21 protein-coding genes are annotated in these 24,446 nt (G+C 73.0%); 11 read left to right on the top strand and 10 right to left on the bottom strand.

Features of this window, described 5'->3' with window-relative positions:
* The first annotated feature begins 155 nt into the window (after positions 1-155).
* Positions 156-1,409: a YncE family protein gene (locus tag ACFYXA_RS05925; protein WP_389028478.1), complete on the top strand. Its 1,254-nt coding sequence runs from the start codon at positions 156-158 to the stop codon at positions 1,407-1,409.
* Positions 1,410-1,464: 55 nt separating this feature from the next.
* On the opposite strand, the gene ACFYXA_RS05920 is transcribed toward ACFYXA_RS05925, so the two are convergent.
* The 4 genes from ACFYXA_RS05920 to ACFYXA_RS05905 form a co-directional block, all read right to left on the bottom strand.
* On the bottom strand, positions 1,465-3,324 hold the full coding sequence (locus tag ACFYXA_RS05920) for a cellulase family glycosylhydrolase (RefSeq protein ID WP_389028475.1): 1,860 nt from the start codon (positions 3,322-3,324) through the stop codon (positions 1,465-1,467).
* A gap of 75 nt (positions 3,325-3,399) precedes the next feature.
* Entirely contained in the window at positions 3,400-3,903 is a 504-nt protein-coding gene (locus tag ACFYXA_RS05915; protein ID WP_389028472.1) for a metallophosphoesterase family protein, read from the bottom strand.
* 74 nt (positions 3,904-3,977) lie between these two features.
* Positions 3,978-4,181 carry a hypothetical protein gene (locus ACFYXA_RS05910; protein ID WP_352251556.1) on the bottom strand — a complete coding sequence of 68 codons (204 nt, stop codon included), beginning with the start codon at positions 4,179-4,181 and terminating at the stop codon, positions 3,978-3,980.
* Between the two features lie 28 nt (positions 4,182-4,209).
* A complete protein-coding gene (locus tag ACFYXA_RS05905) occupies positions 4,210-4,575 on the bottom strand; it encodes a DUF6479 family protein (protein WP_352251557.1) in 366 nt (121 codons plus the stop codon).
* Positions 4,576-4,758: 183 nt separating this feature from the next.
* On the opposite strand from ACFYXA_RS05905, the gene ACFYXA_RS05900 reads away from it, so the two are divergent.
* A complete protein-coding gene (locus ACFYXA_RS05900) occupies positions 4,759-6,897 on the top strand; it encodes a SpoIIE family protein phosphatase (RefSeq protein ID WP_389028467.1) in 2,139 nt (712 codons plus the stop codon).
* Positions 6,898-7,074: 177 nt separating this feature from the next.
* Here ACFYXA_RS05900 and ACFYXA_RS05895 read toward each other — a convergent pair whose 3' ends face one another.
* Positions 7,075-8,550 carry a S1 family peptidase gene (locus tag ACFYXA_RS05895; protein ID WP_389028464.1) on the bottom strand — a complete coding sequence of 492 codons (1,476 nt, stop codon included), beginning with the start codon at positions 8,548-8,550 and terminating at the stop codon, positions 7,075-7,077.
* 188 nt (positions 8,551-8,738) lie between these two features.
* On the opposite strand from ACFYXA_RS05895, the gene ACFYXA_RS05890 reads away from it, so the two are divergent.
* The 9 genes from ACFYXA_RS05890 (at position 8,739) to ACFYXA_RS05850 (ending at position 18,309) form a co-directional block, all read left to right on the top strand.
* Positions 8,739-9,152 (top strand): PaaI family thioesterase, encoded by a 414-nt coding sequence (locus ACFYXA_RS05890; protein ID WP_389028461.1) that lies wholly within the window; start codon positions 8,739-8,741, stop codon positions 9,150-9,152.
* A gap of 555 nt (positions 9,153-9,707) precedes the next feature.
* Positions 9,708-9,923: a type A2 lantipeptide gene (locus ACFYXA_RS05885; protein WP_351098600.1), complete on the top strand. Its 216-nt coding sequence runs from the start codon at positions 9,708-9,710 to the stop codon at positions 9,921-9,923.
* Between the two features lie 85 nt (positions 9,924-10,008).
* On the top strand, positions 10,009-10,815 hold the full coding sequence (locus tag ACFYXA_RS05880; protein WP_389028458.1) for an HlyD family efflux transporter periplasmic adaptor subunit: 807 nt from the start codon (positions 10,009-10,011) through the stop codon (positions 10,813-10,815).
* Positions 10,812-13,034, top strand: a complete 2,223-nt coding sequence (locus ACFYXA_RS05875) for an NHLP family bacteriocin export ABC transporter peptidase/permease/ATPase subunit (protein WP_389028455.1) — start codon at positions 10,812-10,814, stop codon at positions 13,032-13,034. Before ACFYXA_RS05880 ends, ACFYXA_RS05875 begins: the two co-directional genes overlap by 4 nt.
* Position 13,035: 1 nt before the next feature.
* Complete coding sequence (locus ACFYXA_RS05870; protein WP_389028452.1) at positions 13,036-15,879, top strand: NHLP bacteriocin export ABC transporter permease/ATPase subunit; 2,844 nt, start codon at positions 13,036-13,038, stop codon at positions 15,877-15,879.
* Between the two features lie 254 nt (positions 15,880-16,133).
* Positions 16,134-16,310, top strand: a complete 177-nt coding sequence (locus ACFYXA_RS05865) for a hypothetical protein (protein WP_352251571.1) — start codon at positions 16,134-16,136, stop codon at positions 16,308-16,310.
* 120 nt (positions 16,311-16,430) lie between these two features.
* Positions 16,431-17,456 (top strand): iron-containing redox enzyme family protein, encoded by a 1,026-nt coding sequence (locus ACFYXA_RS05860; protein ID WP_389028449.1) that lies wholly within the window; start codon positions 16,431-16,433, stop codon positions 17,454-17,456.
* Positions 17,457-17,468: 12 nt separating this feature from the next.
* Positions 17,469-18,131, top strand: a complete 663-nt coding sequence (locus ACFYXA_RS05855; protein WP_389028446.1) for a HemK2/MTQ2 family protein methyltransferase — start codon at positions 17,469-17,471, stop codon at positions 18,129-18,131.
* Positions 18,112-18,309 carry a CDGSH iron-sulfur domain-containing protein gene (locus ACFYXA_RS05850; RefSeq protein WP_351098607.1) on the top strand — a complete coding sequence of 66 codons (198 nt, stop codon included), beginning with the start codon at positions 18,112-18,114 and terminating at the stop codon, positions 18,307-18,309. Before ACFYXA_RS05855 ends, ACFYXA_RS05850 begins: the two co-directional genes overlap by 20 nt.
* A 235-nt stretch (positions 18,310-18,544) precedes the next feature.
* Here ACFYXA_RS05850 and ACFYXA_RS05845 read toward each other — a convergent pair whose 3' ends face one another.
* The 5 genes from ACFYXA_RS05845 to ACFYXA_RS05825 form a co-directional block, all read right to left on the bottom strand.
* Positions 18,545-18,979, bottom strand: coding sequence for a protease inhibitor (locus ACFYXA_RS05845; protein WP_351098608.1), 435 nt, complete (start codon positions 18,977-18,979; stop codon positions 18,545-18,547).
* Positions 18,980-19,319: 340 nt separating this feature from the next.
* The gene (locus ACFYXA_RS05840; protein ID WP_389028441.1) at positions 19,320-21,008 is read right to left on the bottom strand and encodes an RICIN domain-containing protein; all 1,689 of its coding nucleotides are present in this window, start codon (positions 21,006-21,008) and stop codon (positions 19,320-19,322) included.
* A 469-nt stretch (positions 21,009-21,477) separates the two neighbouring features.
* Positions 21,478-21,864, bottom strand: coding sequence for a toxin Doc (locus ACFYXA_RS05835; RefSeq protein WP_389028438.1), 387 nt, complete (start codon positions 21,862-21,864; stop codon positions 21,478-21,480).
* A 3-nt stretch (positions 21,865-21,867) separates the two neighbouring features.
* Complete coding sequence (locus tag ACFYXA_RS05830) at positions 21,868-22,113, bottom strand: hypothetical protein (protein WP_352247442.1); 246 nt, start codon at positions 22,111-22,113, stop codon at positions 21,868-21,870.
* A gap of 87 nt (positions 22,114-22,200) precedes the next feature.
* Positions 22,201-24,441 (bottom strand): glycoside hydrolase family 9 protein, encoded by a 2,241-nt coding sequence (locus ACFYXA_RS05825; protein ID WP_389028433.1) that lies wholly within the window; start codon positions 24,439-24,441, stop codon positions 22,201-22,203.
* Positions 24,442-24,446: the final 5 nt, after the last annotated feature.

The following is a 24,446-nucleotide window of genomic DNA, read 5'->3' as shown; positions in this document are numbered from 1 at the left end:
CGCCGTTCCGCTCGATTTTGTCGTGCCCATGGTCTTGTGGTGAAGGCCCCCTCTTCCTTACTTTCCAGTAAGTCAATTTGAACGCAACGGTGTTCAGATTCGGGCGGGCTTCGCGCGCGCCCGCGCCCCACCCCCACTCAGAGGAGAGAGCACCCATGCCTGCCAGCAGAACCAGGCACCTATGCTCCGTGGCCGCCGCCCTCGTCCTGACCGTCACCGCCCCCGCCGCCGCGACCGCCGCCCCCGCCGCTCCCTCCGCGGCGGCGCTGCGCGAGGTGATGTTCGTCGGCAACAACTGGGAGGGCACCGCCGACGTCATCCGGTCCACCGGCGACTTCGCGAGGATCGGCCGGATCGACGTCATCCCCGACAAGGACGAGCGGATGGCGGAGATCAACGCCGACCCCGTCCGCTGGATCGCCTTCATGACCATCCGCAACAGCGTCGGCGAGGGCCACGACCAGTTCGTCGACGACATGTACTCCACGCCGGACGGCTCCTCGGTGGTCGTCTCCCGGCCGAGCTTCGCCGACGTCGTCTCGATCGACCTCGCGACGGGGCGCGTCAACTGGCGGTTCGCCGTGTCGGGTTACCGCTCCGACCACATGGCCGTCTCCCCCGACGGCACGCGGGTCGCGGTCTCCGCCTCGACGTCGAACACCGTGCACGTCCTGGACATCCGGACGGGCCGTCAGCTGGGTTCGTACTCCACCGGAGACAAGCCGCACGAGAACATCTTCAGCAAGGACGGCAAGCAGATCTGGACCATGTCGATCGGCGAGGTGAACAACGCGCTCGACGCGCCCTGGCTGGACTGGACGAAGGGCGACCGGCGCATCACCGTCGTCGACGCGACCACGTTCAAGCAGGTCAAGGTCATCGACATGCGGCAGCGGCTCGACGCGATCGGCCTCAAGGACTACTCGGACGCCGTCCGCCCGGCGGTGTTCTCGCCGGACGAGTCCAAGCTGTACTTCCAGGTGTCGTTCTTCAACGGCTTCTTCGAGTACGACGTCGCCACCGACCGGATCACCCGGACGAAGACCCTGCCGAAGAACCCGGCGACCAGCGACGACCGCACCACGTTCGTCAACGACTCGCGTCACCACGGCCTGTCGATGAGCCCGGACGGGGCCAAGCTGTGCGTCGCCGGCACCATGGACGACTACGCGACCGTGGTCGACCGCGCGACCCTCCAGGAGGGGCCGCTCGTGACCGCCTCCAAACCGTACTGGGCCACCGTCAGCGGGGACGGCAAGAGCTGTGTGATCTCCGAGAGCGGCACCGACCAGGTCACCGCGATCGACTTCGCCACCGGACGCAAGGTCGTCTCGGTGCCGGTGGGCGACCACCCGCAGCGCGTCCGGCTGGGCCATGTCGCCGCCGACTGGACGAGCCCCGGCAACTGACGGGCCACGCGGCCCTGACGGCGCCCCCGGGGTGATCCCCGGGGGCGCCGTCGGTTCACCCCAGCTTCTGGGCGACCCACGCGGACAGTTCGGAGCGGGCCGCGGACAGCAGGGCCGCGGAGGGCGCGTTCGCCCCGTTGGTCACCAGCGCGTAGTGGACCGTGGCCGTGCCGGGCGCGGTGAGCAGCAGCCGGCGGCTGCCTGCGCCGCCGGGTTCCGGGGCCGCGCCGACCGGCGTGGCGGTGGTATACGCGGGCGGGGCGTGCACCGCGGCGAGGTCGGAGACGACGGTGGTGGACGCGGTCGGGAAGGAGGCGGGCAGATGGAGCTCGGTGGGCGCGGTCCCGCCGGCCGAGCGCCAGACGAGCAGGCCGTACTGGCCGGAGCCGACGAGTTGCGCCGTGTTCGGCAGGGACGCCGGGACCGGGTTCCAGGTGAGGGTGGTGGAGCCGTCGCGTGAGCGGTCCTCGTAGGTGAAGGCGAGGGTCGCGCCGCTGGTGGCGGCCGGGTAGACGCGGTCCAGGAGACGGGCGTCCTGCCGGAGCGCCGCCCGGCCGGCGTCGTCGAGGCGTACGGCGGAGAGGTCCTCGTCGTTCCAGGCGTCGCCGGTGGTGAGCACCTTGTCGGGGTTGCCGTTCATCGGCTCGCGGTGGCGGCCGTTGTAGATGTCCCACTGCCATTGCTGGCCGGACAGGACGGGACCGGAGGCGGCCGGTGTGTTCCACCAACCCGCCCCCTTCACCCGGGAGTCGAGCGCCTGGTACATGGCCTTGAGGACGCTCGGCGCCTTGTCCGCGACGGTTCCCGCGAGGGGGTGGCCGAACTCGCTGACCACGGCGGTGGTGCCGGCCGCCGCCGCACGGGCCTGGACCGCGGCGAAGTCGCCGGCGTACTGGCCGTCGGCGGCCTTGCCCCACATCAGGATCCCGGAGATGGCCTTCTGGTCGTAGAAGTGGGTGTTGAGGACGTAGCGGGAGCCGAGCGCGCCCGCGTCGAGGAGGCCGCCCTCCTGCTTCTGGGAGGCGATGTTGGCGTTCCAGAAGAGATTCGGCTCGACGAGGGCGGGCTTGTCCTGCCAGCCGGCCGCGTCCATCCGGGCCCGGAACCTCACATAGAACGGCCAGAGCAGGTCGCGTTCCCAACTGCGGCTGTTCTGACCGGAGTCGTAGGAGCCGGCGTACGGCTCGTTGTAGGGGTCGAAGCCGACGACGCCCGCGAACTGCGCCGCTGTGAGGTTCTCCCTGAGGTAGGTCATGGTGCGCTGGGCGGTGGCGAGGAAGGCGTCCTGGAGGCCGTGGGCGTTGTGCCAGAAGTCGTGCTGCGCGGCCTTCACTGCGCTGTTCTGGGTGATGTTCTGGCCCCAGAAGAAGCAGATGCCGCAGGACTCGTCGGGGTAGTTCCCCGCGTCGACGGCCCACTGGGGAGCGCCGTCGCCGGTGTACCAGCTGTCCGGGTCGAACAGGTGCCGGGAGTAGAGGTCCTGGTGGAAGTCGGGGTAGACGCGGATCCCGGTGTCGAGGAAGGCGCGCATCTGGTCGGTGGCGGCGGCCAGGTAGGCGGTGTCGACCTGGCCGCGCACGGGCTCGGCGTAGGCCCAGGAGAGCAGGAAGCGCACGGAGTTGCCGCCGCCGAGGGCGCGCAGCGCGGTCGCCGACTTCTTCGCGTCGGCGACCGAGGCGAAGGGCAGTCCCTTGTTCTCGGCGAGCTTGGTCTCGCCGGACACGTTGTAGCCGCGCAGGACGACCTCGCGTCCGAGGGCGTCGGTGAAGCGGCCGCCGGAGACGGTGAGGGGGGTGCCGTCGAAAGAGAGCGAGTCGGGGACGGTGGCGGCGGTGGCGGAGGGGGTGCCCGCCACCGTCAGTAATCCACAGAGGACGACCAGAACAACGAGCAGACGTGCCCGGATATTCGGCATGTCCACTACAGTCCGGTGATTTCCGGACACCGTCAATAGCTTCTGACTCACCAGTAAGGTCGGTGTCCGCTCGTCTCAGCCGCGCGGTGGCAGGCGGTGCAGGACGACGTCGGTGAGCCGGCCGTCGGCCACCGTGGCCGTGAGATAGGTGCAGTGCGGCTGGCGGCGGCGGTCGGTCGGTGAGCCGGGGTTGAGCAGCCTGAGTCCGCCGGGGGCGGTGGTGTCCCAGGGGATGTGGCTGTGCCCGAAGACGAGGACGTCGAGGTCGGGGTACCGGGCGGCGCAGCGCGCCTCGCGCCCCTGGGCGGGCCCGGTCTCGTGGACGACGCCGAAGCGCAGCCCGCCCAGCTCGGCGCGGGCGGTCTCGGGGAGCCGGGCGCGCAGCTCGGGGCCGTCGTTGTTGCCGTACACGGCGACGAGCCGGCGGCTGCGCCGCTCCAGCAGGTCGAGGGTGGCGGTGTCCACCCAGTCCCCGGCGTGGATCACCACGTCCGCGTGCGGGAGCTCGTCGAGCAGCGGGGCCGGCAGGGCCTTGGCGCGCTTCGGAAGGTGGGTGTCGGAGGTCAGCAGGAGGCGCACTGTCCCAGCGTACGGCGGTCACCGCGCACGCGTGGCTCGCGGCGACCCCCCTGCTCACAGCTCCGTCGTGCGTGTCAGTCGTCCCCCCTGACGATGTTGCCCTCCACGCCGTACGGCGTCCCGGACGTGGCGCCCGGGGTGTACACGGCGGGGAGGCAGGTGCGCGGTGCGGCACCGCCTCTGCGGAGACGGCGGGCCCTGGCCCAGCCGGTCTCCGGCCGGCGCGCGGCGCGGTTCTCCCGGCGCACGGCGGGCTTCTCCTCGGTCTGCGGGGTCACGACGGTTCACTGCCTTTCTGTGGAGGGATCAGCGGGCACCGGATCCACCGCTGCCGAAGGAGCCGCTGGAGCCCTCGTCCCAGCGCGGGCGGCCCTGGTCCTCGCCGGGCCGGCTGCCGGTGGGCCGCAGCTCGTGCGGGGTGAGGCGTTCGCCGGACCGGGGCATCTCGTTCGGCTCGCGCCCCTCGCTGCTCTCCCGGACGGGGCCGGACGCGGGCATGCGGGGCTGCTCGTGCGGTCCGGGCGGCCCCGGCTCACGCCTGCGTACCCGGAACCCGAGCCGGAAAGCCCAGATCAGGCCGCCGACGAGGGCGATGCCGACGATGACGAACGCGACGGAGGCCAGTGCTGACCCCCCGGAGGCCGCCAGGTGGGCGGAGGCGATGGTGTCCATGCACGGGCGGGTACCCTGCCCCGCCCAGGACACGCCCCGGGCCTCGGTCACGCCGGCCGAGTGGGCCGGGGTGCACGCGGCCCCTGCGGCGTCACCGGGGCGGGGCCGGCGTCCGGTCGCCGTGCGCGAAGGGCCGTGTGGGGGCAGATTTGGTTGCCTGGGGGCGCGCGACCAGGCGAGGAGGTGGTCGCCGTGTCCGAAGGGCGGACGTCCGACGGGCGGCCGGCGGCGGCCGGCCCGGTGCTGTCGCTGGCGCTGACCGCGGTCATGGACGCCGTCGGGGCGCACTCCGGCGCGGTCTACCTCCGTCCGGGCGACGAGCCGGTGCTGGAGATGGCGGTGATGGCGGGGCTGCCCCGGGCCTTCGCGGCGCCCTGGGAGCGGGTGGGACTGAGCGCGCCCATCCCGGTCGCCGAGGCGGTGCGCGAACGCCGGCTGGTGTGGGTGGGCGGCGAGGAGGACATGGCCCGGCGCTATCCACGGATCGCCGTCGTCCTGCCGTACCCCTTCGCGCTGGCGGCGGCCCCTGTGGCGACCGGGACGAGGGTGTACGGCGCGCTCTACGTGACCTGGCCGGGCTCGCATCCGCCGGAGCTGTCCGACCGTGAGCGCGACGCGCTGGAGTCGGCCTGCGAGCGGCTGGCGCTGCGGCTGGAGCGGGCGGCGGCGAACGACCGTCCGGCGCGGGCGGAGACCGATCCGCTGGACGCGGGCCCGCTGAGCGGTGTGTCGGGCACGCTCGGCACGGTGGAGGCGGCGCGGATGGTGGGACGGCTGCCGTACGGGATGTGCTCGCTGGACCTCACCGGGCGGGTGGGCTTCGCCAACGCGGCGGCGGGCGAGCTGCTCGGCGTCCCGGTGAGCGTGCTGCTGGGCTCCCAGCTGTGGGCGTCGGTGCCGTGGCTGAACGACCCGGCGTACGAGGAGCACTACCGGGCCGCGCTGATCAGCCAGGACGCCACGTCGTTCGTGGCGTTGCGCCCGCCGTCCGAGTGGCTGTCGTTCCGGCTGTATCCGAGCACCACGGGGATCAGCGTGCGGATCAGCCGGGCCCGGGGTGTGGCGGAGCCGGGTCCGTCCCGTGCCGGGCAGGGGGACGCGCCGACGCGGCTGGTGTCGATGTCGCAGGCGCTGTCCCTCGCGGGGGCGCTGACGGAGACGGTGAGCGTGCAGGACGTGGTGCGGCTGGTGGCGGACGAGATCGCGCCGGCCGTGGGCAGCAGCGCACTGGCGCTGCTCGGGGCGCGGGCGGGCCGGCTGCATGTGCTGGGACACCACGGCTATTCCGATCCGCATGTGGTGGAGCGGTTCGACGGGATGCCGCTGAACGCCCCGACCCCCGGTGCGCACACCCTCTCGCACGGGGTGCCGGCGTTCTTCGACTCGCGGCAGCAGCTGGAGCGTCTGTATCCGGCGCGGCACGCGACCCCCGACGGCTTCGCGGCCTGGGCGTTCCTGCCGCTGATCGCCTCCGGCCGCCCGGTGGGGGCGTGTGTGCTGGCGTACCCGCGGCCGCGGACGTTCTCCACGCACGAGCGGGCGGTGCTGACGAGTCTGGCGGGGCTGATCGCGCAGGCCCTGGACCGGGCGCTGCTGTACGACGTGAAGCACCAGCTGGCCCACGGGCTGCAGGCGGCGCTGCTGCCGCACTCGCTGCCGGTGCTGCCCGGGATCGAGGCGACCGCCCGCTATCTGCCGGCCACCCGGGGCATGGAGATCGGCGGCGACTTCTACGACCTGGTGTCGGCGCGGCCGCTGCCGGCGGCGGTGATCGGCGACGTCCAGGGTCACAACGTGACGGCGGCCGGGCTGATGGGGCAGATCCGCACCGCGGTGCGCGCGTACACGACGGTGGGTCAGGAACCGGCGGAGGTGATGCGCAGCACCAACCGGCTGCTGTTCGAACTGGGTTCGGACCTGTTCGCGAGCTGTCTGTACCTGCGGCTCGACCCGGCGCGCGGGCGCGCGGTGATGGCGCGGGCCGGGCATCCGCCGCCGCTGCTGCGCCGGCCGGACGGGCGGGTGCGGGTCCTCGACCTCGCGGGCGGTCCGCTGCTGGGCATCGACGGCGGGGCGACGTACGCGACCACGGAGGTCGACCTCTCCCCCGGCTGCGTCCTCGCCCTCTACACCGACGGGTTGATCGAGACGCCGGGCGTGGACATCGAGGACGCGGTCGCCGCGCTGGGCCGGCGGCTGGCGGAGGCCGGCGATTCGCCCCTGGAGGAGCTGGCCGACGAACTGGTGGGCCACTCTTCGGCGGCCGGGGAACGGATCGACGACGTGGCCCTGCTGTTGCTGCGGGCCGTCGACGGAGACTGACGGCCTTTCAAAGGTCTTCAACGCGATGCCGCGCGTGCGGTGACCCGGCCGGCCTTCCCACCGGCAGGTCACCGCACGCGCGTGGTCCGGCCCTCCCGCCGGAGGGCCGGACCGTTCCACCGCCCAGCCCGGAACCGCTGGGTGGGGCCGGCGGTGGGGCTGTGTCAGGCGACTCGGTCAGTGCTTGTCGTTCTGACCGTTGGCACCGTTCTGGTCGTTCCCGGCGCCCGCGCCGGCCTCTTCACCGGCGCCCGCGCCGTTGTCCTGGCCGCCGGCCTCCTGGCCCGCGCCCTGCTCACCGGCGCCTTGGCCGGCCTGCTCGCCACCGGCCTCCTGGCCCGCGCCCGCGTCCTGGCCCGCGCCGGCCTCTCCACCCGCGCCCGCGCCGTTGTCCTGGCCGCCGGCCTCCTGGCCCGCGCCCTGCTCACCGGCGCCCTGGCCGGCCTGCTCGCCACCGGCCTCCTGGCCCGCGCCCGCGCCGTTGTCCTGACCGCCGGCCTCCTGGCCAGCGCCCGCGCCGCCGCCCGCGCCACCGGCGCCGAGGGTCGCGCCGGTCGCCTCGAGGGCGGTGGTCACCGGCTGGAAGAAGGTCTCGCCGCCGACGGTGCAGTCACCGCTGCCGCCCGAGGTCAGGCCGATCGCCTGGCCGTCCTGGGTGAACAGCGAGCCGCCGCTGTCGCCGGGCTCGGCGCACACGTTGGTCTGGATGAGACCGGTGACGGTGCCCTCGGGGTAGTTGACCGTGGCGTCGAGGCCGAGGACCTGGCCGTTGGAGAGGCCGGTGGTGCTGCCCATCCGGAAGACCTCGGTGCCGACGGTCGCCTCGGCGGCCTCGGTTATCGCGACCTTCTGCTGGCCGACGTTGACCTCGCTCGGGGCCTGCGTGGCGGCGTCGTCGTACTTCACGAGTGCGAAGTCGCCCTCGCCCGGGAAGACCGCCTGGTCGACCGTGCCGATCGGCGCGCCGTTCTCCGAGTCGGACCACTGCTCGGCCGCGACCCCGCAGTGACCGGCCGTCAGGAAGGCCGGGGAGCCGTCCCCGGCGGTGACGTTGAAGCCGAGGGAGCAGCGCGCTCCGCCGCCGAAGATGGCGTCGCCGCCGGAGACGAAGGTCTTGAACGTGCCGGCCGACTTCTTGATGGTCGCCATGTTCGCGCCGAGGCTGTTGACGGTGGACTCCAGCCGGTCCCACTTGCCGCCGGTGACGGTGGAGTCGGCCGTGACGAGGATCTTGTTCGTCTTGGGGTCGACGGCCCACGAGGTGCCCGGGATGGTCGCCTTGGCCTTGAGGGTCTGCGAGGCCGCCTTGAGCTCGGCCGGGCTGTTCTCGACCTGGCGGACCTGCGCACCTGCCTTCTTGGCCTGCACGATGACGTTGTTGTCGTCACCGGAGACGTCGACGACGTTGACGACGAGCTGCTTCTGGCCGTCGTCGTAGTAGGAGCCGGCGAAGGCGTCGCCCAGGAGCTTCTCCAGCTGCGAGGCGAGGTCCGAGGCGTCCGACGCCTTCAGCGTCCTGGGTGCGGCCGCCGCCGCGTTGTTGCCGTCCTGGGAGGCGTTGGCGTTGGGGAGCAGGAGTGCCGCCGCACCGAGCGCCGCCACGCCGCCTACCGCGATCGCGGCCTTACGCTTCGGAATTCGCTTGTGACTCAAAAAACTCGACCTCCTGGGGGACGGGGTCTGGCTGCCGGGGGTCGGCAGCTCCGTACAGCGGCGCCTGGTTGCCGAGGAGTACGCGGGGGAGGCGGCCCGCGTTCATTCCGATTGCCAATTCTCTTTGCACAACGATGAATCGGCCATGACCGGCGTCCGAGCGGGCGGCCCGGGGAACAATCGCCCATATGACGATGACGACCGCCGAAGCCGACAAGATCCTTTCCGACAGCTTCGCGCCCTGGGTGCGGGCCCTGGGCCTGAGTGTCGCAAGCCTGGGAGCGGACCACGCCGTTCTGCGTCTGCCCTGGTCACAGGAGTTGGCGCGGGAGGGCGGCGGGCTGTCGGGGCAGGCGCTGATGGCCGCGGCGGACACCGCCACCGTGATCGCCGTGTCGGCCGCCCGGGGGGCTTTCGTACCGATGACGACGGTCCAGCAGTCCACCTCGTTCCAGCGCGCGGTGGCCGATTCGGATGTCTTGATTCATGCGGTCCTCACCAAGCTGGGCCGCCGGATGGCGTTCGCCGACGTCACGATGACGGCCGAACGGACCGGGGAACTCGCCGCCCGCGCGAGCACCGTCTACGCCCTTCTGGGCTGACGGCCGATCAGCGGGGGTGCCGCGCCTCGCTCGTCGGGGAATCGCGCCCCGCTCGTCGAGGAACCGCACCCCGCCCGACGGGAAGCCGCGCCCCCCACGCAAAACACCTTCCGTGTCCGCATGCTGACGCTCCGTCCAGCACGGCAAGCGGAATCCCTGCTTCAGAGAATCTGCACACCGATTACCCATGCCGGTCACGGCGGGCAGGAGTTCTGCACATCCGCGCGCCGCCCTCCACGTCATTGGGGCGGGAGTGTCCAATTCGCCGCGCCCGCTCCGGCCGACCGTCCGGGCGGGCCCCGGCGAAGGTGTGAAGAAGTCGCCGACAAGCCGTGCCCGAACCTGCACGCTTCGACCCTCGTGTGACGCATGTTCCCTGGTGAGGGCGCTGATTGATTGGATGCGCCGGCCTCGGACCTGCTTTGATCCATCGCACCGCAAGGCCGCAGCGGCTCCCGGAGACGGGGGCCCGGCGTCCACGGTCGCGGCCGTCATCTGTCCCCAGAGGGGGCCGCTCCCCCCTTACGAGTTATCCATATGAAGGGAAGTTCCCCCATGAACTCCACCCCCCAGGTTGAGACCGTCGAGATCGCCGACGCGGACCTCGACAACGTCTCCGGCGGCCTGTCCGTGAACGCCCTCGGCACCGTCACCGGCCTGGTGGACGGCATCGCCCCGGTCTCCGGCGTGGTCGACACGGCCGTCGGCACCGTCGAGGGTGTCACCGGCCTGAACACCGCCCCGGTCACCAACCTGGTCGCCGGTCTCTGATCGCACCACGTGTGACTTCCGAGTCCCGGAGCCGTCCCTCGGCTCCGGGACTCGTCGCCGTACCGGAACCCCCCGAGAGAAGCCCGTGCAGTTCCGCCAACAGGCCCTAGCCAAGCTCCAGTCGCCGGAGGAACTCGACCTGCCGGTGCGGTTCGCGCGCCCCCAGGGCTGGCTGGTGCTGTCGGCGACCCTGATCGCCGTCGTCGCCGCTGCCGTGTGGGCGGTGACCGGCTCGGTCGCCTCCACGGTGAGCGCCCCGGCCGTCCTCACCCACGGCGAGGGCAGCTACGTCCTGCAGAGCCCCGCCGCCGGCCAGGTCACCGCGGTCCTCGCGCGCGAGGGTCAGCGGCTGCCGGCGAACTCCCCCGTGCTGAAGGTGCGCACATCCCAGGGCGAGACCGTGGTGCGCACGGTCGCCGCGGGACGCGTCACCGCGCTCGCCGCCACCCTCGGGCAGATCATCTCCACCGGCGCGAACGTCGCCGCCGTCGAGAAGGTCGCCCACGCCGACGACCCGCTGTACGCCACGGTGTACGTGCCCGCCGAGAACGCCGCCTCCATCCCCGAGGACGCGGCCGTCGACCTGACCGTGCAGACCGTGCCCGCCCAGCAGTACGGCGTGCTGCGCGGCCATGTGAAGGCGGTCGACCGCACGGCCCAGTCGGCGCAGCAGATCGGCGCCTACCTCGGCGACAGCCAGCTCGGCGAGCAGTTCACCGAGGACGGCCGCCCGGTCGCCGTCCTGGTCCGCCTCGACCCCTCCCCCTCCACGAAGAGCGGCTACCGCTGGTCCTCCGCGAACGGGCCGCCGTACCCGCTCGCCTCCATGACCATGGCCACCGGCTCGATCCGGCTGGCCGACCAGCGTCCCGTCGATTGGCTGCTTCCGTGACCACCGCGCAGGAGAACCGGGGCAGACGGCGTGCGGCTCCGCCCCGCCGCACCGTCCCGCAGGGCCGCCGCAGGAGCGTCCGCACGCCCACCGTCCTCCAGATGGAGGCCGTGGAGTGCGGCGCCGCCTCCCTGGCCATGGTCCTCGGCCACTACGGCCGGCACGTCCCGCTGGAGGAGCTGCGCATCGCCTGCGGGGTGTCCCGCGACGGCTCCCGCGCCAGCAACCTGCTCAAGGCGGCCCGCAGTTACGGGCTGACGGCCAAGGGCATGCAGATGGACCTGGCCGCCCTCGCCGAGGTGAAGGCGCCGGCCATCCTCTTCTGGGAGTTCAACCACTACGTCGTCTACGACGGCATGGGCCGCCGCTTCGGCCGCCGGGGCGTGTTCGTCAACGACCCCGGCAAGTACCGCCGGTTCGTGCCGATGGAGGACTTCGACGGCAGCTTCACCGGTGTGGTGCTGGTGCTGGAGCCGGGCGAGGACTTCCAGCGGGGCGGGCGCAGGCCGGGCGTGCTCGGGGCGATGCCGGCCCGGCTGCGCGGCACCGCGGGCACCCTGCCGGCCGCCGTCCTGGCGAGCCTGCTGCTGGTCCTGGTGGGTGCGGCGGTGCCGGCGCTCAGCCGCACCTACATCGACATGTTCCTGATCGGCGGGCAGACCTCGCTGCTGGACGTGCTGTTCACGTCCATGGGCGCGTGCGTGCTGCTCACCCTCGCGCTGACCTGGCTCCAGCAGGCCAACCTGCACCACGGGCGGATCATCTCCTCGACGCTGTCCAGCGCGCGGTTCCTGCGCCATCTGCTGCGGCTGCCGGTGACCTTCTTCTCCCAGCGCAGCCCCGCCGACCTGGTGCAGCGCCTGCAGTCCAACGACGCGGTGGCCGAGACCCTGGCCCGCGACCTCGCCTCGGCGGGCGTGGACGCCGTCGTGGTGGTCCTCTACGCCGTCCTGCTCTACACCTACGACCCGCAGCTGACGTTCGTCGGCGTCGGGGTGGCCCTGCTGAACGTCGTCGCCATGCGGATCGTGATCCGGCTGCGCGCGACCCGTACGGCGAAGCTGCGCGCGGACAACGCGCGGCTGACGAACACGGCGTACACCGGGCTGCAGCTGATCGAGACGATGAAGGCGACCGGCGGGGAGGACGGCTACTTCCGCAAGTGGGCCGGACAGCACGCCACCACCCTGGAGGAGCAGCAGCGGCTCGGTGTGCCGAGCGCGTGGCTCGGGGTGGTCGCGCCGACGCTCGCCACGCTGAACAGCGCGCTGATCCTGTGGATCGGCGGGATGCGGGCGATCGAGGGCCATATCTCGGTGGGTCTGCTGGTCGCCTTCCAGGCGCTGGTCACCCGGTTCACCGCCCCGCTGACCCGGCTCAACGGCGTCGCGGGCCGTATCCAGGACTTCGCGGCGGACGTGGCGCGGCTGAAGGACGTGGAGAGCTTCCGCGCCGACCCGCTGTACGACCGGCCCGGCGGCGCGGACTCCACACGCCGGCTGCACGGTCACGTGGAGCTGGAGAACATCGCCTTCGGCTACAGCCCGCTGGACAAGCCGCTGCTGACCGGGTTCGACCTGAGCGTCGGGCCGGGGCGGCAGGTGGCGCTGGTCGGCGGCTCGGGCAGCGGCAAGTCGACGGTGTCCCGGCTGATCTCCGGTCTGTACACGCCCTGGGAGGGCGTGATCCGCATCGACGGCAGGCGGCTGGAGGACATCCCGCGCGGTGCGCTGGCGGCGTCCGTGTCCTTCGTCGACCAGGAGGTGTTCCTGTTCGAGGGCACCGTCCGCGACAACGTGACGCTGTGGGACCCGTCGATCCCGGACGAGGCCGTGGTGGACGCGCTGCGGGACGCGGCGCTGTACGACGTGGTCATGCGGCGGCCCGGCGGCATCCGCAGCACGGTGGAGCAGGACGGCCGCAACTTCTCCGGCGGTCAGCGCCAGCGGCTGGAGATCGCCCGGGCCCTGGTGCGCCGGCCGAGCATCCTGGTCCTGGACGAGGTGACGAGCGCGCTGGACGCGGAGACCGAGCTGACGGTGATGGACAACCTGCGCCGGCGCGGCTGCGCGTGCGTGGTCATCGCGCACCGGCTCAGCACGGTCCGCGACAGCGACGAGATCGTCGTCCTGGACCACGGCACGGTCGTCGAGCGCGGGCGGCACGAGGAGCTCCTCGCGCGGGGCGGGGCGTACGCGGCGCTGGTCAGGGAGCGGTGAGATGACGGTCACGCACGAAGGGGACGTCGTCCTCGCCGCGCTCGGCACGATGGGCGCGCCGGTCGACTGCGCGGGGGCCGGGCGGCTCGACCTCGAAGGGCCGCAGGTGCTGTGGCTGGTCGCGGGGGGCGCGCTGGACCTGTTCGCGGTGGACGCCGGACAGCAGGGCCACTGGCACCACCTGGGCCGACTGGAGGCGGGCGCGCTGCTGCTCGGCCCGGTCGCCGGCCCTCATCACACGCTGGTGGCGCGGCCGTTGCGGGACTGCGTGGTGCGCCGTATCGACCTGCGCGAGCTGTACCAGCCCGCGAGCACCCAGACCTGGTCCTACGACGAGTACGGCAATCCGCAGTACGTGCCGCCGACGTCGAGCCCGCTGGAGTACGCCCTCGCCCTGGGCGTGGGCCGGGGGCTCTCCGTCCTGTTCCAGGCGCCGATGGCCTCCGAGGGACCTTCGGAGGTCACTGACGACGACGTGTTCTGGATGCAGGTCCCGCCCGGCAGCGTGCAGTACGGCTCGCTGTACGGGGCGGAGGCCGCCGCCGATCTGCTGATGGACCCGGCGGTGTGGCAGTCCATGGTGGACCAGCAGTACCGGCTGCTGACCACGCTGGACCGCTGGATCGAGCAGCTGGAACGCACTCACGAGACCCGTACGGCGGCCGGGATCGAGGCCGGTGAGGCGGTGCGCGCGCGGGCCGACCGGACGCTGCTGGCGTCGATCGGCAAGAACGGCAGGAACGACCGGCAGGACGGGAAGGGCTCCCGGCGCGCCACGGCCGCCGACGCGGACGCCACGTTCGCGGCGTGCCGGCTGGTCGCGCGGGCCGCCGGGATCAGCCTCGTCGAGCCTGCCCCGGCGGGCGACGGCGAGGAGCGTCTCGACCCGGTCGAGCAGGTGGCCCTCGCCTCCCGGGTGCGCGTGCGCGCGGTGCGCCTAGACGGCCGGTGGTGGCGGGACGACGTCGGGCCGCTGGTCGGTCACCGGGCGCTGTCCGGTGCGCCGGTCGCGCTGCTGTGGCGGCGCGGCGGCTATGTCGCGGTCCATCCCGCGACCGGGCGGGAGACGCCCGTGGAGAAGGCGAACGCGGAGGAGTTCGAGCCGCGCGCGGTGATGTTCTACCGGCCGCTTCCGGAGAAGCGGCTGGGTCCGCTCGGGCTGATGCGGTTCAGCATGCGCGGCACCGGCCGGGATCTGACGCGCCTGCTGCTGAGCGGGCTGGTCACGGTGGCGATCGGGGCGCTGGTGCCGATCGCCACCGGCAAGGTGCTCGGCGAGTACGTGCCGAGGGCGCAGGCGGACCCGATCGTCCAGGTGTGTCTGGCGGTGATGGTCAGCAGTCTGGTGGCCGCGTCCTTCATGCTGCTGCAGAACCTGACCATCCTGCGGCTGGAGGGCCGCGTCGAGGCGACGCTGCAGCCGGCGGTGTGGGACCGGCTGCTGCGGCTGCCCACCAAGTTCTTCGCCGAACGCTCCACGGGTGAACTGGCCAGCGCGGCCATGGGCATCAGCGGCATCCGCCGGCTGCTGGCGGGGCTGGGCCCGTCGGTGGCGCAGGCGTCGACGATCGGCGCGATGAACCTGGGGCTGCTGCTCTGGTACAGCGTCCCGATGGCGATGGCGGCGATCGGCATGCTCGTCGTGATCGCGGGTGTCTTCCTGGGGCTCGGGCTGTGGCAGGTGCGCTGGCAGCGGCGGCTGGTGGCGCTCTCCAACAAGCTGAACAACCAGGCGTTCCAGACCCTGCGCGGGCTGCCGAAGCTGCGGGTGGCGGCCGCCGAGAACTACGCGTACGCGGCGTGGGCGGAGCAGTTCGCCCGCAGCCGTGAGATGCAGCAGCGGCTGGGCCGGATCAAGAACCTCAACACGGTGCTGGGCGCGGTGTACCTGCCGCTGTGCTCCCTGCTGATGTTCATGCTGCTCGCGGGTCCGGCGCGCGGCGCGCTGTCGGCGGCGGACTTCCTCACCTTCAACACGTCGATGACGATGCTGCTGACCTCGGTGACGTCGCTGACGGGCGCGTTCGTGTCGGCGGTGGCGGCGCTGCCGCTGTTCGAGGAGATCCGGCCGGTGCTGGCGGCCACGCCCGAGGTGCGGGCGGCGAGCACCCGGCCGGGCCCGCTGTCCGGGGCGGTCGAGGCCCGGCGGCTGTCGTTCCGCTACTCCGACGACGGTCCGCTCGTCCTGGACGACGTCTCCTTCGAGGTGGGCGCGGGCGAGTTCGTGGCGGTCGTCGGGCCCAGCGGCTGCGGCAAGTCGACGCTGCTGAGGCTGCTCATCGGGTTCGACCGTCCGGTGTCGGGCAGCGTGCTGTACGACGGTCAGGACCTGGCCGCGCTCGACCAGTCGGCGGTGCGTCGGCAGTGCGGGGTCGTCCTCCAGCACGCGCAGCCGTTCACCGGCTCGATCCTCGACGTCATCTGCGGCACCGGCGCGTACACGCCGGAGGAGGCGATGGCGGCGGCCGAACTGGCGGGCCTGGCCGAGGACATCAAGCGGATGCCGATGGGCCTGCACACCATCGTCGCGGGCAGCGGGTCGGTCTCCGGCGGCCAGCGGCAGCGGCTGATGATCGCGCAGGCGCTGATCCGCCGGCCGCGCATCCTCTTCTTCGACGAGGCGACCAGCGCGCTCGACAACGAGACGCAGCGCACGGTCATCGAGAGCACCCGCAAGCTCAACGCCACCCGCGTCGTGATCGCGCACCGGCTGTCGACGGTGATGGACGCGGACCGGGTGATCGTCATGGAGAACGGCAAGGTCGCCGAGCAGGGGCCGCCGGCGCGGCTGCTCGCCGACCCGGGCGGGCGGCTGCATGAGCTCGTGCGGCGTCAGATGACGTGAGTCCCCCCGCGGGGCCCCGGCACCCGGCACGGGCATGGCGGGGTGCGCCTGGGTACTCGTCCGGCCGGAGAACGAGCGTCCGGGAGTCTTGCCGGGGCGGTCGTGGGGCATACGGCCAGGGAACCGCTCGGGCTGAAGACGTCACCGTCTGCCCGTGGGCGATCCCGAGGGCGTGCCACCGCACTCCGAGGGGGCCCGCCACCCACCCGGTGCCACTGCGGATCGCCACCGCGAAGAACTGAAGGGAGCCACCCATGTCGGACGACACCCAGCGCCCGGAGAACGAGACCGCGCTCGAAGAGGTGATGCGGGAGATCGAGGAGGCGGAACTGCGCTCCGACGACTCCCCCGAGGCCCGCCACCACCATGGCGAGTCCGCGGACGCCATCACCCCGAACGCCGACGCCCAGAACCGGTCGAAGGGCGACTGACCCGGCCGCCGCGCCCACCGTGCCGTCCCGGCCGCGCCCACCTGTGCCGCCGGGGCGGCGCAGGTGGGCGCGGCGGCACCCGCGGGTTGCGCGCAGGCGCACACTGGGTACCCGGCGCCCATGTCACACGTCACCGAAGGCCCCCGCCTCCCGGCCGCGAGAGGCCCCCTCTCCTCGGCCGTACGGGAGTACCTGCTGGGCACGGGCCCCCTGCCCGCCACCGAGGCCGCCCTCACCGCACTTCCCTATGGCGACGACCTCCAGCTGGCGCTCTACCTCTGCTACGAGCTGCACTACCGCGGCTTCGCCGGCGTCGGCGCCGACCGCGAATGGGACCCCGCCCTGCTGGAGCTGCGCGCCGCGCTGGAGGACCGCTTCCTCACCGCCCTCCGCGAGGACACCCCCGTACACGACACCGTCGAGGACGCGCTCGCGGAGCTGCTCGTGGAGCCGGTCGACGGCGCGGGCGTCTCCCACTTCCTCCGTGACGAGGGCGAGTTGTGGCACCTGCGGGAGTACGCGGCGCAGCGTTCGCTCTACCACCTCAAGGAGGCCGACCCGCACGCCTGGGTGCTGCCCCGCCTGTGGGGGCGGGCGAAGGCGGCGATGGCGGCGGTGGAGTTCGACGAGTACGGCGGCGGCCGCCCCGACCGCGTCCACGCGCGCCTGTTCGCGGACCTGATGACCGACCTCGGGCTGGACACCGCCTACGGCCGCTACCTGGACGCGGCCTGCGCCGAGACGCTGGCCACGGTCAACCTGATGTCCCTGCTCGGTCTGCACCGTTCCCTGCGCGGCGCGCTGGTCGGTCACTTCGCCGCGGTCGAGATCACCTCCTCCCCCGGCTCCCGCCGCCTCGCGGAGGCGATGCGCCGCGCGGACGCGGGTCCGGCCGCCGCGTACTTCTACGACGAGCACGTGGAGGCCGACGCCGTCCACGAGCAGGTCGTACGGCACGAGGTGATCGGCGGCCTGCTGGAGGAGGAACCGCACCTGGCCCCCGACATCGCCTTCGGCATCGGCGTCACCGGCCTGCTGGAGGACCGTCTCGGCGACCGCCTGCTCGGCTGCTGGCGTGCGGGGCGCTCCTCCCTGCGCACTCCCCTCGATTCCGGCTCGGCCCCGGCCCAGCCCATATTTTCCTGAGCGCGGGGGTACTTGGTGGCCGTGAATCCGCTGGTACTGCCGGGCGTGTACGCCCCTCAGGAGGACACCGACCTGCTGGCAGGCGCGCTGTCCGAAGAAACGCTGCCCCCGGCCGCGCACGTCCTGGACGTGGGGACGGGCTCCGGCGCGCTGGCCCTGGAGGCCGCGCGGCGGGGAGGCCGGGTCACCGCGGTCGACGTGTCCCGGCGGGCGGTGTACGCCGCGCGCTGGAACGCCTGGCGGGCCGGCCTGCCGCTGCGGGTACGGCGCGGGAACCTCTTCGAGCCCGTGCACGGGGAGTCCTTCGACCTCATCCTGACCAATCCGCCGTACGTCCCGGCGCCGGGCGGCGCCGGGCGGCCGCGCGGGTCCGCGCGGGCCTGGGACGCCGGCGGGGACGGGCGGATGGTCCTGGACCGGATCTGCCGGGAGGCGCCCGCGATGCTGCGGCCCGGCGGGGTGCTGCTCATGGTGCACTCGGCGCTCAGCGATCCCGACCTCACCCTGGCGCACCTGCGTGCGACCGGGCTCAAGGCCTCCGTGACGCGCCGCCGCCGTATTCCGTTCGGCCCGGTTCTGCGCTCGCGCGCGGACTGGCTGCGGCGCCGGGGGCTGCTCTCCGCCGACGAGGACGACGAGGAACTGGTGGTGGTCCGTGCCGAACTCCCCCACTGACCGGCCCCGCCGGGTCAGCATGCAGCGCAAGGGCCCCCTGCTGGTGGAGGGCCCCGTGGAGGTGGAGCTGGAGGACGGCTCCGTCGTCGCCTCCGACCGTTTCCGGGTCGCCCTGTGCACCTGCCGCCGCAGCCGCCGCTACCCGTGGTGCGACACCAGCCACCGCGACCGGGCGTAGCCGAAAGGCGCGGTCGTATACGACCGGACAGCGGACGGGGCCCGTCCGGCGGATCGCGCCGGACGGGCCCCGAGGCGGGTCGAAGGACCCTGGGTGATCCCCAGGGGACGGCGGGCGGCCCCACTCCGCCCGGCCGCCCCCTGGGGGCGAGATCGCGGTGTCCCGTGTCCAGTGGCTCGCACTCCCCACGTCACGAGCCTCTCGCGGCGTCCACAGGTGCCACGCGATCCCGGTCTCAGAAGGCGAAGAGGCGACTCCCGGAGGCGTTCTTCATGCACTCGTTCGCGAAGGTGCGCTCGTAGGAGACGCGCTTGCCCTGCCACACGCCGTCGACGGTGACGACGACGGGGTCGTACTGCCGCGTACACATCACGTCGCTCCTGCCGCTCGCCAGCGCCTCGAAGTCGCCGCCGGCGGCGCGCACCTCGGCGCACGCCAGGGCGGGGGCCGGATGACTTCCGGAGGAGCCGGGCGCGCAGGTCAGGGTGACGGCACGGGCCGGGCTGACGGCGGCGGCGCTCTCACCGTGCCCGAGGGTCAGCACCAGGGCCGACGGGGCGTACAGCGAGTCCGGGGCGGCCGGGGCGGCGAGCGCGGACCCGGTGAGGGGTCCGCAGACGGCGGTGGCCGTGAGGCCGATGGTCGCTGCCCAGCGCGCGGTGTTCCGCATTGTGTGCATCCTTCCGCTCGATTCGGTGCCGGCCGGCGTCGGTGGTGCCGGACGCGGCGAGCGCGAGTCTGCCGAGAACGCAGCCGAATCTCACATCGACCCCACAGGTTTCAGTAACCTTTGGTGTTCAAGCAGTGGCGTGAAGTTACAGGCTTTGACCGTTCCAGGCCCGGAAGCAAGCGCTTCGTGATCCCCCGGTCCGCCTCCGTGACCGGTTTCCATACGCTCGTTAATAGGCCGGAAACATTCCGCATCCCACCCGATCGCGCCCCCTTCGGCGCCCCACCGACCCCGACGACACGGCCGGGGATCCGGTGCGGCACCGCTCGTGGAGCGTCTCTCAGGCCGTGCGGTCCGACAGTTCGACCGGCTGGGCCTGGGGCGCGCCGGTGCCGGTGATCTCCAGGGAGCCGGGGCTGGCGGTGGCGGCATCGGTCAGCCAGCGCTGGCCCGTGGAGCGGTCGCGGACCTTGACGACGACGTCGGCGCCGGGCTCCTCGTCCGCGGAGCCGAGCGCGAGGTTGGCGTCCCAGCGGGGCAGCAGCTCGCCCTGCGCGGTCAGGTCGTAGCGGACGTCGGCGGCGCGGCTGTCGCCGGTCTCCGCGCAGGCGCCGAGGATGACCACACCGGCGTCCGCGCGCGAGTCGACGCACAGCGCGGGGTCGGCGGCGCTGCGCAGCTGCCCGTCGCCCTCGTACGACCACCGCTGCGAGGACTCGGCGCCGCAGTCGTCCAGCTCGATCGCCGCACCCGGCCGGACCTCGCCGCCCCGGACGTCCAGGCAGAGGTCGGCGGCGGCGTTGCGCAGCCGGGTCTCGCCGGGCACGGCGGGCAGCCGCGCGGTGTCCGGGGCGGAGCCGTCCGGTGCGGGGGCCGTCTGGGAGCCGGCGCCCGAGGCGGTGCCGCCGGAGGTGCTGCTGGAGGCGGCGGGGTCGGCGCCTCCGTCATCCGGCCACATCCCGGCGGCGAGCAGCGTGGTCAGCAGACCGGCGGAGGCCAGGCCGACGCCCGTGATCAGGGCCTTGGGGGACTTGGGGCCGTCGGAGCCGCGCCGGCCGGGCGTGGGTATGCGTTCCAGCAGGGCGCCGGCGCGGCCGCCCCTGCGCGCGCGCCCTTCGCCGGCCGCGCGCCGGCCGCCGCGTGGCCGCCCGCCGCGGTGGCGGGTGGAGCCCCGGAGGCGGACACTCTGCCGGCCGGCACGGCCAGGCCGCGAGTCGGCGTAGCGGCGGCCGCCCCAGCCGAGCACGGCCTCGGCGAGCAGCACGCCCAGGTCCCCCTCGAAGTGGCCGAGCTGCTCGGCCGCGGCACGGCAGTAGCGGCAGGCGTCGAGGTGCTGTCGGACGTCCGGCAGGAGTTCGCCGCCGCGGCCGATGGGGACGTCGAGGAGACGGTTGTAGAAGCGGCAGTCCTTGCTGGGCGCGAGTTCCCGGTGGGCGCGGACGCAGCCCTCGCGGAGCTTGTCCCGGGCCTGTTCGTGGACGGAGGCGACGGTGTCGGTGTCCATGCCGAGCAGACCGGCGGCGACGGTGATCGGCTCGGCCTCGACCTCCATGTGCCACAGGACGCAGCGTGCGACGGGCGGCAGGTTCTGGAAGGAGTGCTCGGCGAGGACCCGGTTGTCCGGGGTCATCGACTTGGCGGTCCGCATCCCGCGCGCGCCCGCGGGCTTGCGCAGTTCGGGCAGCACCCCGGACAGTCCCTCGTCGGCGGCCCAGATCCGGATCGTGTCCCTGACGGCCACCAGCAGGCGCGGGCGCAGTCCGGTGCCGGGCTCGCCCAGCTTGAGCCGGTCGAAGACCTGGTGGAAGGCGGCCGTGGTGACCATGGACGCGGAGGCGGCCGAGGTGGCGAGGCAGATGACCGCGTACTCGTGCACCGGCTGCCAGTGCCGCGCGATGAGCAACGCGGTGGACTGGGCGACCTCGCTGTCCGTGCCGCTGCGGGTACCGGCGGCCAGGGACTCGTCCGATTCTCCGGGTCCCGCGCCGGGCGGGGGGTAAGGAGGGCGAGGAGGTTGCGGGTTGAGCACTGAGCGGCGTCCTTCGGTATGTACCTGTTCGGCACGGCGCGGAGCACGCGTTCGCCTCCGTCGGCGAACACGGGGCACTCGGCCCCCGGCCCCCGCACGAGTGGTTCACCTTCGCACAACTGAGTCGCGCGCAACAAGCCGCCGGGGATTCCCGGCCACTGTTGAAAGGAAGTCGATAAGACGACCGTGAATTCCTGCCCGATCGTGGGCCTCTTGTTGGCCTCCGCGTTCCGCCTCCGCTGCGATGCCGGCCGCCCCGGGGGGCACTTGGCGCCCCGTGTGAAACCCGCGCACGCGCCCGCGTGGCGCACACGTTCCCGGTGTGCGCCGTCGCGTAGTGGACTGGGGGCGCGGCCCTTCCTCGGAGGCCCCGCACGGGACGGCGGCTCTCCCGTGCGAAACGGCCGCCGGCCGTGTTCCCCCCGCCCTCGGCCGGCGGCCCGGAAGGCCTTCCGGCCGACGCTCGTGCTCAACGGACCTGGATCTGCCAGGACCTGAGCCGGTCGGCCGCACCGTGGACGTCGGTCCTGCGGTCGATCAGGTCGCGGGCGAGGCCGACGAGGGCGCCGTGGGGCGGGTCGATGCCGACGCCGCTGACGCACATGTAGGCGACCGCTGTGGCGCAGGCGAAGCGGGCGTTGGCCGACGGCAGGGGCCGGAGCACAGCGAGGGTGTGCAGGAGCGCGGCGGCCCGCCAGGCCGGGTCGGAGTCCACGCCGAGGCGGGGCGGGTCCACCCGGTGCCGGGCGACGGCGGCGACCAGCGCGGAGAAGTCGTCGACGGCCGGCCGGTCCGGCAGGACCTCTTCATGGCGCTGGAGCAGCCAGGGCACGTCGATGTGGATGACGGGCGCCATCGCTCAGGCGACCCGGCCCGCGCCGGCGGCGGGCGCCTCGTCGTCGGGGAAGGCGGCCGCGAACTCGTCGGCGTGGGAGGCGAAGAACCGCCGGAAGGCTTCCGCGCCCTCCTGGAGCGCCCGGTGCCGGGCGATGTCGGCGGCGGCCGCCTCCCGGACGAGGGCCTTCATCGACGTGCCGCGTTCCTTGGCGATCTGCCGCAGGTCGTCCAGCTCGCGATCGCTGAACTCCACATTGAGGGCTGGCATGCCCCTCACGGTACCTTTCGGGTACTCGCCCGTAAATCATCACAGGTCAGAGCAGTGAGGAAACGGTACCGCGAGGGGCTGCGCAGATCACGCCTGGTCGGCCACGAAGGACGCGATCCGGGCCAGGGCGGCGTTCCAGTTGACGGCCGTCTCGTTGGTCGACCACGACTGGATGTCGTCGATGTAGCAGAACTGCCCGACGCAGCCGGTGAGCTTGGACTGCGCGAACGGGTCCTGGATGCCCGAGTTGGGGCCGCCGGCGAGGGTGCCGGCGGGCGGGTCCGGCAGGTTCGGGTCGAGCTGGCGGGCGTACCAGCGGCTGTGCTGCCGGTGCGCGTTGATCTCGCCGTAGCCGGTGACGTAGGAGATGTTCAGGGCGTTGCGGCCGAGCACGAAGTCCATGCTCTGGACGGCTCCGTCGCGGTACTTCGAGGCGCCCGTGATGTCGTACGCGGTGGCGAGGACCACGGCGTTGTTGAGGACCTCGTGGGCGGAGCCCCAGTCGTAGAGGTTGCCGTCGGGGGCGTAGGGCATGCCGTACGGGTGGGCGCGCAGGGTGGCGAGGTAGCGGTCGGCGCCGGCGGTCACGGAGCGGCGGACCTTGTCGCGGCCGGGGAGCCTGCTGGGGACAGTCGCGAGGTCGAGGCGGGCCGCGGCGGCGGTGCTGCCCCAGCTGAAACTGACGGCCTGGAAGACGTCGGCGGTGTGCTGCGGGGAGTTGAGTACGTGGTCGGCGAACTGGCGTTCCCCGGTGGTGAGGTAGAGCTCGGCCGCGGCCCAGTAGAACTCGTCGCTCACGTCGTCGTCTTCGTAGGCGCCGCCGCCGGTGCCGTCGCCGGGGTCGGCCAGGACGGCAGGGTGGGCGAGGGCTGCGGTCCAGGCCTTGCGGGCGGCGGTGAGGGCGCGGGCGGCGAAGGCCTTGTCATAGGGCTTGTACAGGCGGGCGGCCTGGGCGGCCGCGGCGGCCAGGTTGAGGGTGGCGGCGGTGGTCGGCGGGTGCAGTTCGCGCTTCTGCGGGTCGTCGGCGGGCAGCAACGGCAGTCCGGTCCACTGCTGGTCGTGGATCTTGTGGTGGGCCATGCCGGCCAGCGGCTGCCCGTCGGGCACCTGCATCCGCAGCAGGAAGTCCAGCTCCCAGCGGGCCTCGTCGAGGACGTCGGGGACCTTGTTGCCGCTCTCGGGCAGGGCGAGCGTGCCGTCGCCGAGTTTCGCCGGACGGCCGGTACGGGCGTGCAGGGAACGCTCGTAGGTGCTCAGCAGTTCCCAGGTGCTGATGCCGCCGTTGACGACGTACTTGCCGTGGTCTCCGGCGTCGTACCAGCCGCCGCTGACGTCCAGACTGTAGTCGCACACGCCGGGTTGGCACGGTACGGACCTGTCGCCCTGGTTGGGGGCGACGCCGACGTGGCCGGCGGCGCGGCCGTAGCCGGGGCGCAGGTCGTCGCGGATCGGGGTGCCGCTGCGCTGGGTGTAGTAGTACTTGACCGCGTCCAGGCGGAGCCGTTCGTAGGCGGCGGCGTCGATGTCGAACGGGCGGCTGGTCTCGCCGTCGGCGACCAGGGTGAAGCCCGCGCCGCGCTTGCGGTAGGCGCCGAAGTCGACGGAGTGGACGTTCTGCCCGGAGGAGGCGTCGACCCCGCGGGGCACGGTCCAGCCGTGGGCGACGGTCTTCCCGGCGGCGTTCTTGAGCGCCCAGGGCAGCTTCGTGGTCGCGTCGGTGACAAGGGTGGCGTTCTTCGGCCCTGCGGGCAGGTAGGCGACCTGGTTGACGCGGACCCGGGGTCCGGTGTCGGGTTCGTACACCTCCGGCGGCACCCCGCCCAGCAGGGACACGTCGTCCACGCAGAACCGCCAGGGGGTGGCGCTGCCGCCGACCTGGAAGGCGACCTGGGCCCGGGCGGAGTCGACGGGCGCGGTGAAGGTGTAGGAGTACGAGCCGGCCGCGGCGTCGAGGACCGGGCTCGCCTCCTGCCAGGTGTCGTACGGCTCCACCGACAGGCCGACGATCGCGCGCACGACGTGGCCCTCGGGCACGCCGGAGGCCTTGAAGGAGAACCGGTAGGTCTCCCCCTTCACGAGGGTGATGTCGCTCTGGCCGACGGCGGAGTCCCAGCGGTTGGCGGTGCCGCCCGGCACGTCGGCGCAGAGCCGGCCCTCGGCGGGCGCGGCGGTGACGTTGCTGGTCCACCACCCGTCGGCGGTGCTGTCGAAGGTGCCGTTCCTGACCTGCTCGACCTCCTCGGCCCCGGCCTGCGGCACGGGCAGCGCGGTGAGCGCCGCGCCCAGCAGGGCCGCCAGGGGCAGCAGGGTGGTTCTGCGTCGTTTCACGTCCG

The sequence above is a fragment of the Streptomyces sp. NPDC002566 genome (assembly GCF_042889585.1).
Lineage (GTDB): Bacteria > Actinomycetota > Actinomycetes > Streptomycetales > Streptomycetaceae > Streptomyces.
This window is presented reverse-complemented; position numbering and strand designations above follow the sequence as displayed.

Coding starts and splice junctions, on each gene's coding strand:
- ACFYXA_RS05835 (WP_389028438.1), bottom strand. CDS start 21,864: ATGGCGCCCGTCATCCACATCGACGTGCCCTGGCTGCTCCAGCGCCAT.
- ACFYXA_RS05870 (WP_389028452.1), top strand. CDS start 13,036: ATGACGGTCACGCACGAAGGGGACGTCGTCCTCGCCGCGCTCGGCACG.
- ACFYXA_RS05845 (WP_351098608.1), bottom strand. CDS start 18,979: ATGCGGAACACCGCGCGCTGGGCAGCGACCATCGGCCTCACGGCCACC.
- ACFYXA_RS05830 (WP_352247442.1), bottom strand. CDS start 22,113: ATGCCAGCCCTCAATGTGGAGTTCAGCGATCGCGAGCTGGACGACCTG.
- ACFYXA_RS05925 (WP_389028478.1), top strand. CDS start 156: ATGCCTGCCAGCAGAACCAGGCACCTATGCTCCGTGGCCGCCGCCCTC.
- ACFYXA_RS05860 (WP_389028449.1), top strand. CDS start 16,431: ATGTCACACGTCACCGAAGGCCCCCGCCTCCCGGCCGCGAGAGGCCCC.
- ACFYXA_RS05885 (WP_351098600.1), top strand. CDS start 9,708: ATGAACTCCACCCCCCAGGTTGAGACCGTCGAGATCGCCGACGCGGAC.
- ACFYXA_RS05865 (WP_352251571.1), top strand. CDS start 16,134: ATGTCGGACGACACCCAGCGCCCGGAGAACGAGACCGCGCTCGAAGAG.
- ACFYXA_RS05890 (WP_389028461.1), top strand. CDS start 8,739: ATGACGATGACGACCGCCGAAGCCGACAAGATCCTTTCCGACAGCTTC.
- ACFYXA_RS05920 (WP_389028475.1), bottom strand. CDS start 3,324: ATGCCGAATATCCGGGCACGTCTGCTCGTTGTTCTGGTCGTCCTCTGT.
- ACFYXA_RS05905 (WP_352251557.1), bottom strand. CDS start 4,575: ATGGACACCATCGCCTCCGCCCACCTGGCGGCCTCCGGGGGGTCAGCA.